This is a genomic window from Bacteroides sp. CAG:189 (genome assembly GCF_000432295.1).
GTDB classification, from domain to species: domain Bacteria; phylum Bacteroidota; class Bacteroidia; order Bacteroidales; family Bacteroidaceae; genus Bacteroides; species Bacteroides salyersiae.
The window spans coordinates 47,847-55,434 of the sequence record NZ_HF991090.1 but is presented as its reverse complement, the minus strand read 5'-3'; the positions used below and the strand labels follow the sequence as shown (position 1 = coordinate 55,434).

6 protein-coding genes and 1 pseudogene are annotated in these 7,588 nt (G+C 41.6%); 6 read left to right on the top strand and 1 reads right to left on the bottom strand.

Annotation, left to right across the window (positions count from 1 at the left end; all coding sequences use genetic code 11):
- The 3 genes from rplQ to QVP90_RS12590 form a co-directional block, all read left to right on the top strand.
- Positions 1 to 402, top strand: a 402-nt coding sequence (gene rplQ, locus QVP90_RS12600; RefSeq protein ID WP_288204450.1) for a 50S ribosomal protein L17, incomplete at its 5' end; no start/stop codon positions are given.
- A 138-nt stretch (positions 403 to 540) separates the two neighbouring features.
- Entirely contained in the window at positions 541 to 933 is a 393-nt protein-coding gene (locus QVP90_RS12595) for a hypothetical protein (protein WP_005929073.1), read from the top strand.
- Positions 934 to 1,038: 105 nt separating this feature from the next.
- The gene (locus tag QVP90_RS12590) at positions 1,039 to 1,578 is read left to right on the top strand and encodes a hypothetical protein (protein WP_005929075.1); all 540 of its coding nucleotides are present in this window, start codon (positions 1,039 to 1,041) and stop codon (positions 1,576 to 1,578) included.
- Between the two features lie 30 nt (positions 1,579 to 1,608).
- Here QVP90_RS12590 and QVP90_RS12585 read toward each other — a convergent pair whose 3' ends face one another.
- Positions 1,609 to 3,423, bottom strand: a complete 1,815-nt coding sequence (locus QVP90_RS12585) for a MutS family DNA mismatch repair protein (RefSeq protein WP_005929078.1) — start codon at positions 3,421 to 3,423, stop codon at positions 1,609 to 1,611.
- Positions 3,424 to 3,909: 486 nt separating this feature from the next.
- On the opposite strand from QVP90_RS12585, the gene QVP90_RS12580 reads away from it, so the two are divergent.
- The 3 genes and pseudogenes from QVP90_RS12580 (at position 3,910) to ftcD (ending at position 7,582) form a co-directional block, all read left to right on the top strand.
- On the top strand, positions 3,910 to 4,542 hold the full coding sequence (locus tag QVP90_RS12580) for a DUF6563 family protein (RefSeq protein WP_025819175.1): 633 nt from the start codon (positions 3,910 to 3,912) through the stop codon (positions 4,540 to 4,542).
- 115 nt (positions 4,543 to 4,657) lie between these two features.
- Positions 4,658 to 6,646 (top strand): urocanate hydratase, encoded by a 1,989-nt coding sequence (locus QVP90_RS12575; protein ID WP_021936635.1) that lies wholly within the window; start codon positions 4,658 to 4,660, stop codon positions 6,644 to 6,646.
- Positions 6,643 to 7,582: pseudogene (gene ftcD / locus QVP90_RS12570) on the top strand (glutamate formimidoyltransferase). Before QVP90_RS12575 ends, ftcD begins: the two are co-directional and overlap by 4 nt.
- Positions 7,583 to 7,588 lie beyond the last annotated feature (6 nt).

Below are 7,588 nucleotides of genomic sequence, written 5' to 3'. Positions count from 1 at the left end.
AAGCACAAAAGAATCACTACGACTGTAGCAAAGGCGAAGGCGTTGAAGAAATTTGTTGAGCCTTTGATCACAAAGTCTAAAGAAGACACGACAAACTCTCGTCGTGTTGTATTTAGCAATTTGCAAGATAAGATTGCTGTAACAGAATTGTTCAAGGAAATCTCTGTGAAAATTGCAGATCGTCCGGGTGGTTATACTCGTATTATCAAGACTGGTCATCGTTTAGGTGATAATGCAGAAATGTGCTTCATTGAACTTGTTGATTACAACGAAAACATGGCAAAAGAGAAAGTTGCAAAGAAAGCTACTCGTACTCGTCGTTCGAAAAAAGCCGCTACAGAGGCTGCTCCTGTTGCTGAAGTTCTTGCAACTGAAGAACCTAAAGCTGAATCGGCAGAATAATTTAGTAATTGTTCTTATAGATATAGAAAAGGTTGCCTTGAAAAAGGTGACCTTTTTTGTTTTCAATTCTAAAGATACTTTAATTAACTCTTTCACTGAACATTCGGATTGGATATTCTGTTATATTTGCAGGGAGATATGGCAAAATTTGTAAAGGTAATATTGTTTTTGTTGTTTGCTGTAACACTTCATTGTGTAGCGAGCAATCTTTTCACTGAAATACCGGTGGAAGGTCAATATGATTTTACTTATACGGCATATTCGCAGAAAGTGACCAGTGCTCAATTGCCTTATTTCCCTGAAGGTGAGTTGTCAAGTGCAGTTCAATCCCATCAGATAATGACTTCCCGTATACAGCGTATTAATCTACTTGAATATTCAATGTCCTTGAAAGCCTTGGCTCTGAAGCTTTCATCGCGAGAAGCTGTTTTGGTGCAGCATCGTGGGCGACTATATGGTACTACTACTTCTTATTATTGTCACCCGTCGAGTGAATATTATGTCTTTACTTTAAGGCGTATTATTATTTAGCTGTTTTAATTTATTGGTTCTGTTTTATTTTGGATAATGCATCAAATATATGTGTTATTATTTATCTTATTTTTTATTCTACTAATAAATTAAACTCATTATAATATGGCAACGCAAACTATCGATGCAACGATTTTTGCATCTTCTCATCCTGATATTGTAAAACGTACAAGTCTTTCTGGAGTTATTTTTTCTGGTTTAATTTTACTTGTTGGTGTATTAGCTTTTGTCTCTACTTTTGAGATGGAAGACCGTTCTTCTACCTTAAGTATGGGATTAATGGTTATAGGCTCCGGAATGTTCTTAATTGGTATTTTCCGTTTGTTCTGGAAATCAAAAGAGGTTGTTTATCTACCTACTGGTAGTGTTGCAAAAGAACAAAGTATATTTTTTGATTTGAAATATATGGATCAATTGAAGGAAATGGTGAAATCTGGTATGTTTCCTGTTGATACGATGCTGAAAAGTGAGAGTAGTGGGAACATCCGTATGGATGTAATACTTTCCGAAGATAAGAAGTTTGCGGCTGTGCAGTTGTTCCAGTTTGTACCTTATACATATAATCCTATAACTTCAGTGCAGTATTTTACGAATGGAGAGGCATCTGCTGTAGCTGCTTTTCTGTCAAAATGTAAGTTACGCTAAGGCTTAACTTTAATTTGCAGGGAATGGGGATTAGTCGTCTATGACGGCTATCCCCATTTTTTTCATTAAAAAGCATGCATTCATATTTTGTGCAACACCATTCCTCATTTGGTAAGAGAAGGTGAGTTCATTGTTTGTAATATCTGCTTCAAAGCAGTAATTGCGAATGTTGCTCGGAAAGAGATCGATAAGAGTACCTAACATTAGGTCATGAGTAGCTATGATACCATTCGTATGTAGGGTCATGAATTGCTTGATTAAGGCAAAGGAGCCTTTCTGTTTATCGGTAGAGTTTGTACCTTTTAAAATTTCATCGAGGATAATAAATAGCTCTTCACCGGCATTTAGCTTGTCGATAATCAGTTTCAGCCGTTTTAATTCGGCGAAGAAATAGGATTCGTTGTCTGTGAGTGAGTCACTGGTGCGCAGGCTGGTAATCAATCGAGAAGGGTATAGCTTTATTTGTTCGGCCCATACGGGAGCACCGATGCAGGCAAGCAGATAGTTGATTCCTACGGTACGGAGATAAGTACTTTTACCTGCCATGTTGGCTCCGGTAATGATAATGAAGAATGGGCGTTTGGTGATATTTATATTATTGCGAATACATTTATCCCGATTCATCAGTGGATGCCCGAGTGCTTTAGCTGTCATCTCAAAAGGTTGCGAACTGATTTCCGGATAGATATATTCCGGATGATTGTAGGCGAAAGTAGCCAATGAACAATAAGCATCTATTTCTCCAATGGCTTTGAGCCAAGACGGAAGCTCCGAAGCATGATCTTCTTTCCAGGCTTCAATTCTCATGATTTGTCTCAGTTCCCAAAACAACGAGCCATTGAGAACAAAAGACATCAGCATATTGCCGCGTTGGTCGAGGGCATTCATTAGAGCTGTGAGTTTTTTAACAGCTTGCGATGCAGTTTGTTTTTTGCCGCCTACCAATTGTTGTATTTCCTGAAGAACGGTGCTTTGTAGGCTTTTTTCTTCTATTATACGGATAAGATTAGCATATGTTGCCAATATCTGAAGTTTCTTGCCATATAGGGTTTGTATTTTGGTAATGCCTTTGGAAAAAGCCAGACTGAGCAAAAAGAATCCTACAAAGGCCACACTTGGTATTGTACTGGATATTATACCTGCGATAGCCAATGTAATAAGTATAATATTAGTTACAGGAACAATGATGGGAAGTGCTCGTAGCAAGATGCGATTTCGATAATAACTCGGACTGTCGGCCCAGGCTATTATCTCTTTTTCATCTGCAGATTTCCCTTTGTACAATAAGCCGAGGATACGAAAATGCTGCCGCATTTCAAATTCCGAGGTCAGTTCTTTTACTCCTTCTTGCCGTTTTTCTATTTCTTCTTTACTTTCCAAGTGATTATTAAGCCAGTGGACTAAGCGCTTTTTACCCAGATCGGTTGATGTACGATTAATGTATTGGAAAAGTGAGTGTTCACCGAATACGTCTAAGTCATACGAATAAAGATGCGCCGGATCGATAAATTCCTTCCCACCGTCAAAAGAAGAAGTATCGTAATTTATAGCTTGCAGTTCCTGCTGGTTTATTTCTATTTTTTTTTCAAGATATTCTTTTTCATAAAACAGACGATTGTGGAGCTTTACCAAAAAGATGAAAGGAAGAAAAGTGATGGCAGCTATTCCGGTTACGATGAGCCATCCGTTTTCCCAGAAATGAATGACTCCTACAATTCCTGCAATAAAAAGAATGAATCGTAAAGTACTGATACGGTAGATACGTCGTTTCTCTTTACTTAGCTTTTGTTCTGTTTCTCTAATGATATTCTGATAAGTTTGAATGATGTCATCTAATTGTTTCATTACCGCTTTATTGTTTTTTACAAATGTACTATATTAACAGTCAGGCTGTATTAAGCTTGTTTTTGTCAAGAGTAGATTTACTTTTTATTAACTAAAGCCTATCTGTTTCGAAAGTCGTTCTCAATTTTTTCGTCACATAGTATGTGAAGTGAGTTGATAAGTAATGTGATTACTCTTGACATACTATCTAATTAGTCGTAAGACGGCATTAAAAATGACAAAATTATGGTAGAAATCTTGTTCGGATATCCGGTATATTAGTTTTTTCTCCGGTAGGTAAAATAAAAAAAGGAAAAAGCCGCAACCTTTTCCTTTTATCCTATTTAAATCTTAATATACTTTATAAATAGTGATACAAAGATACTATAATCTGCGGCTTCTATCAAGCTTTTCCCTTTTTTTTGAAACTTTTGCTTTGAAAACTTGCTTCAGTAAGTCAAATGGTGTAACTTTCCAAACGATTAATGCCAGTGAAAGGAGATGCTTATGAAGAAACTGTGGATTATTTGTTTTATGACTCTTGTGGGACTGCATCTGGCTGCACAAGATATTGTTTATTCCACCTTAAAAGATTTGTTAGCCCATAAGGGGGATACGGTGGCGGCGTTGAAAATCGAAAAACGGACGAAGAATCAGATTTCATTGTCTGGAGGGGCCGATTATAAAATCAGTGCCGATGATAATAAAGCATTGTGTAAGTATCTGAAAGGGCGTTGTTATGCGGTACAGTCGGATACATCACTTTATGTTAATTGCAAGAAGTTGCGTTATAAACGTTTACGCTTCGGCGGTTGGTATGCTCCTGCTATGTGGCTTGACGGGAATGTCTTTTTTAGTGCAGTACCTTTGGGATCTGTTGCAGGCGGTTCGTCAGTGACGATGGATGTTACATTAGGGGGATCGGTCGGTGACGCCATTGCAGCTTCGGGTTTGGTTTCGAAACGAGTGTATTACGAGATCGATGCAACTACCGGTAAAGTAGATTTTGTCGGAAAGGATCGTATGTGTGCTTTGTTGGAGTCGTATCCCGAGTGGAAAGAGGAATATTTGAAGGAAAACAGTGAGTCGGCGAAGACCACCGGCAAGTATCTGCAGTTGCTTAAGGAACTCGATAAATAATCTTTTTGATAATAAATATTCCGAATACTTTGTAATTCCATCTCTTTTATTTATCTTGCGGAGAGTTATCAGGCTGTAAAAACTGACAGTTTGTAATCCTTAATCATCGTTTATTATGAAAATAACTCTCAGCAACACTTTGCCTGCCTATCCGGCTTTTGTGGAAGGCATACGGCGAGCACCGGATCGCGGCTATACTCTTACCCCGGCACAGACGGTCATGGCTTTGAAGAATGCCTTACGTTACATTCCTACCGAACTTCATGAACAACTTATTCCAGAGTTTATGGAAGAACTTCGTACTCGTGGAAGAATTTACGGTTATCGTTTCCGTCCCACAGGAGATTTGAAAGCCAAACCTATCGATGAATATCGGGGAAAGTGCATAGAGGGGAAAGCCTTTCAAGTGATGATTGATAATAACCTCTGTTTCGATATCGCTCTTTACCCTTACGAACTTGTTACTTATGGTGAAACCGGACAAGTATGCCAGAATTGGATGCAGTATCGTCTTATAAAGCAATATCTTGAAGAACTGACACAGGAACAAACCTTAGTAATCGAGTCCGGACATCCGTTGGGATTATTCCGTTCGCGCCCCGATGCTCCGCGAGTGATTATTACGAATGCCATGATGGTGGGGCAGTTTGATAATCAGCGTGACTGGCACATCGCCATGCAGATGGGAGTGGCCAATTATGGGCAGATGACGGCCGGTGGCTGGATGTATATTGGGCCGCAAGGTATTGTGCACGGCACTTTCAATACTTTATTGAATGCCGGACGGATGAAACTCGGTATTCCTCAAGATAAAGATTTGCGCGGACATTTGTTTGTCTCTTCCGGCTTGGGAGGAATGAGCGGGGCACAACCCAAAGCGGCGGAAATTGCCGGAGCCGCCTGTATCATTGCCGAAGTGGATGCTTCGCGTATCGAAACCCGTTACAAACAGGGATGGGTAGGGCATGTTACCGATTGTATAGTTGAAGCGTTCCGTATCGTATATGAGGCGATGGAGCGTCGAGAGCCTTGTTCGGTCGCTTATCATGGTAATGTGGTTGATCTGCTGGAATATGCGGAAAAAGAAAATATATCGATTGAATTGCTCTCTGATCAAACCTCCTGCCATGCTGTTTACGAAGGAGGTTATTGTCCTGCCGGACTGACATTTGAGGAACGCACCCGGATGTTGCATGAATCTCCCGAAAAATTTCGTCTTTTGGTGAACCAGGCCTTGCGCCGTCATTTTGAAGTTATAAAGAAACTCGTGGCGCGTGGCACTTATTTCTTCGATTATGGAAATTCTTTTATGAAAGCCATTTATGATGCCGGTATCCGGGAAATTTCCCGGAATGGTACGGACGAAAAGGACGGTTTTATCTGGCCCAGCTATGTGGAAGATATTATGGGGCCGGAGTTGTTTGATTATGGATATGGTCCTTTTCGTTGGGTATGCTTGAGCGGCAAGCACGAAGACTTGATAAAGACCGATCATGCTGCGATGGAATGTATTGATGTGAATCGCCGAGGGCAAGACTTGGATAATTATAACTGGATACGTGATGCAGAGAAGAACCGTCTGGTGGTGGGCACTCAAGCCCGTATTTTGTATCAAGATGCAGTGGGACGGATGAACATCGCTCTTCGTTTCAATGAAATGGTGCGGCGGGGCGAAGTCGGTCCTATCATGTTGGGGCGCGATCATCACGATGTCAGCGGTACAGATTCTCCTTTCCGTGAAACCTCCAACATCAAAGACGGAAGTAATGTGATGGCTGATATGGCCGTGCAGTGTTTTGCCGGTAACTGTGCACGGGGCATGAGCCTTGTTGCCTTGCATAATGGGGGAGGAGTAGGCATCGGGAAGGCCATAAACGGCGGATTCGGTATGGTGTGCGATGGTAGCGAACGTGTCGATGAGATTCTGCGTTCGGCCATGCTTTGGGACGTGATGGGAGGTGTGGCCCGCCGTTCGTGGGCCCGTAACGGGCATGCCATGGAGACGAGTGAAACTTTTAACACGACCCACGGTGATAATTATCACATTACCATGCCTTACGTAGCAGATGAAGAACTTATTAATAAATTAATTGCCCAACTATGAATTGGAATAAAATCATTGAGTGTGTCCCTAACTTCAGCGAGGGACGCGACCTAAAGAAAATAGATAAAATAGTATCCCCATTCCGGGCCCGTTCCGGCGTGAAACTACTTGATTACAGTAATGATGAAGATCATAACCGATTGGTCGTAACCCTTGTCGGTGAGCCGGCGGCACTATGTGATGCTGTGATCGAAGCCATCGGGATTGCCGTTGAACTTATCGATCTGAATCATCATACCGGACAACATCCACGCATGGGAGCCGTTGATGTTGTTCCTTTCATTCCGATAAAGAATGTTACTATGGAGGAAGCCATCGCCCTTTCCAAAGAAGTGGGTGCAAAAGTGGCAGAACTCTACCACCTTCCCGTCTTCCTTTATGAAAAGTCTGCTTCCGCCCCTCATCGTGAGAATCTGGCAGTTGTTCGCAAAGGAGAATTTGAAGGCATGGCTGAAAAGATCAAACTTCCCGAATGGACTCCTGATTTCGGCCCTGCTGAACGGCATCCNNATTCCTGATTCCGGCCCTGCTGAACGGCATCCGACTGCCGGAACCGTCGCCATCGGTGCCCGTATGCCATTGGTAGCTTACAATATCAATCTCAGTACACCTAATTTGGAGATTGCCCATGACATTGCCAAGAAAATCCGTTTTATCGGCGGTGGCTTGCGTTACTGCAAGGCGATGGGAGTTGAATTGAAAGACCGTGGAATAACACAAGTTTCCATTAATATGACCGATTATACGAAAACCGCCCTTTATCGTGCCTTTGAACTGGTACGTATTGAAGCCCGTCGGTATGGCGTCAGTATTGTGGGTAGCGAGATTATCGGTCTTGTTCCGATGGAAGCATTGATAGATACGGCTTCCTATTACCTCGGTTTAGAGAACTTCTCGATGCAGCAAGTGCTTGAAGCGCGGATTATGGAGGAATAGGAGAAG

Excerpts from the sequence above, each read along its gene's own strand:
- QVP90_RS12595 (WP_005929073.1), top strand. The coding sequence starts at position 541 with ATGGCAAAATTTGTAAAGGTAATATTGTTTTTGTTGTTTGCTGTAACA.
- QVP90_RS12590 (WP_005929075.1), top strand. The coding sequence starts at position 1,039 with ATGGCAACGCAAACTATCGATGCAACGATTTTTGCATCTTCTCATCCT.
- QVP90_RS12585 (WP_005929078.1), bottom strand. The coding sequence starts at position 3,423 with ATGAAACAATTAGATGACATCATTCAAACTTATCAGAATATCATTAGA.
- QVP90_RS12580 (WP_025819175.1), top strand. The coding sequence starts at position 3,910 with ATGAAGAAACTGTGGATTATTTGTTTTATGACTCTTGTGGGACTGCAT.
- QVP90_RS12575 (WP_021936635.1), top strand. The coding sequence starts at position 4,658 with ATGAAAATAACTCTCAGCAACACTTTGCCTGCCTATCCGGCTTTTGTG.